The sequence below is a fragment of the Bacteroides sp. RTP31139st1_H2_RTP31139_211217 genome (assembly GCF_040227615.1).
GTDB classification, from domain to species: Bacteria; Bacteroidota; Bacteroidia; order Bacteroidales; family Bacteroidaceae; genus Bacteroides; species Bacteroides uniformis.
The window spans coordinates 8052-9992 of sequence record NZ_JBCNZM010000169.1 but is presented as its reverse complement, the minus strand read 5'-3'; the positions used below and the strand labels follow the sequence as shown (position 1 = coordinate 9992).

Here is a 1941-nt window from a genome sequence, read left to right as displayed (position 1 = left end):
CATACAATAAAGACATGGCAAATACCTTTGCGACACAATTCCCATCAGGCAGACCGAAAGTTGATATGCGAGCATGTGGGAGTTTACTCGGTACGGATGTGTGTAAAAGGTGTCTATGAAGTAAAGAGTATCGCAGCGAAAAGAGAAAAGAGGCAAGAGCTTATCTTCTCTTTTGGCTGTATGGGTAGAATGGGAAAATCACAAAAGTAACATGAAAATCCAGTTTGGTTTAGTTTGTTAGCCTTATATATGCTAAACTAAATTAAACTAAATATAGGCAGGCATTTTTGGCTGCCTGTACAAAAAAGATTATCTTTGCTACAAGCAATACAACTTCAAGAGATAATAATTTGTATTCTCTTTATGAGCTGCAAATAATTTGTTAGTTAAAGTTAGGAGCAAATTCTTCGAATGATGAGAGCAGATAAAATTGCTCGGAATGCACTCTGAAAGCAAACAAACGAAAAGAAAGAAACAGAGTGCAAATAGAAAAACGAGAAATCACTTTAATTCCGGTTTTTGTTCCTTGTTTGTTTCTCTATTAAAATCATTCACTTTATAACATATTGATTATAAAATATTTAAGTGTGTATTTTTAAAAGAGTTAAGAATATTACCAAGTAATATTGAAAGTCGTATTGCTATTGTTATCCGTATTCGTTTTTGTTGTTTTCATGGATGGAGGCTTGGAATGGGTTTTGATATGTCAGTTATTGACACTCGTATTGACTTCTATCGTATTGTATACTAATATAAAGCAATATTTGCTTTTTTCTTTCTCATGGAAAAATCTCATGATGAGCTTTAGTTATGCTTTGCCTCAGTTTCCTGCTCGTGTGGGAAGTGTGATGATGGTTTATTCCAATCGGCTCTTTATGGTGTTTTTTTTAACAACATCAATAATAGGCTTGTATTCTTTTTCTTTAAAGTTGGCCTCTGGCGTGCAAATCTTGGGAACAGCTTTTATGATGGCTTGGCTTCCTTTTATGTATCAACAGTTTGCAAAGGAAAACCACCGGTTGCTTTTTGCGAAGTTCATGCCTTTAGTTTCTTGTTTCTTGTTTTTATTAGTATCGGTATTGTCATTGTTATCTGAAGATATTGTTAGTATAGTTGCAGGTCCGGATTTTTTTTATTCATATAAATATATTGGCAGTTTGTCGCTATATTTTGCTTTGACAATAATAAAAGAAGTAATTGATATCGGACCTAAATATACGGAGAAAACAAAGTATGTATCTTATAATTATTTTGTGTCTTTGATTGTTAATGTGGTAAGTATGTACCTGTTTATTGTATTTTGGGGAATAGAAGGAGTGATTTATTCGATGATATTAACATATCTGATATTGGTTGTAATTAGTTGGATTGTGTCTAATAAACTGTATTATATTCCTTTTAGTAAATTTTATTTTGTAATATTGATATTGCCTGCATTGAGCATTTCTATGTCTGTAATGAATTGCAATATGACTCCTATGACTCGATATATCATATTAATATTGGCAGTTGCTTTTTATGGAATAGAAATGTACATGAATTATAAAAAGGTAAAACTGTATCTGAGTTAGAATGCCGTATATACCAATTTTACTGTTATTGTTTTTTTTGTCTTTTTCTTATGACTTTTTAGGTCATAAGAGAGGTTATAATTTAGGATATTATTTCATTTACTTGCTGTTGGTAGTAGTTTCTGGGTTTAGATATCGAATAGGAGCGGATACTTTTGCTTATCAGGATTTTTTTGAAGAGGAGCAGGTTTATTTGTCCGACCTATCCTTAGCTGATTATTTTTCATATAGATGGGAGCCTTTATTTATTTTTTTCGTGGCTTTAATAAAATCAACTATAAACGATTTTATTTTTTTTCAGATAGTTCATTCAATTATAATAAATTCGGTTGTTTTTTGGTTCATCTCTTCTAATACGAAAAATAAGTTT

3 protein-coding genes are annotated in these 1941 nt (G+C 31.3%); all 3 read left to right on the top strand.

Translation table 11 applies throughout. From position 1 onward, the window contains the following. On the top strand, positions 1-210 hold a 210-nt coding region (locus ABUA47_RS20255; RefSeq protein WP_349831947.1), incomplete at its 5' end, for a hypothetical protein. 584 nt (positions 211-794) lie between these two features. Further along, a complete protein-coding gene (locus ABUA47_RS20250; protein WP_349824511.1) occupies positions 795-1571 on the top strand; it encodes a lipopolysaccharide biosynthesis protein in 777 nt (258 codons plus the stop codon). Between the two features lies 1 nt (position 1572). Then, the coding region (locus ABUA47_RS20245) for an EpsG family protein (protein ID WP_349831949.1) at positions 1573-1941 on the top strand (369 nt) is incomplete at its 3' end.

What these genes read in the sequence shown, in the direction of transcription:
- ABUA47_RS20250 (WP_349824511.1), top strand. Translation starts at nt 795, where the DNA reads ATGATGAGCTTTAGTTATGCTTTGCCTCAGTTTCCTGCTCGTGTGGGA.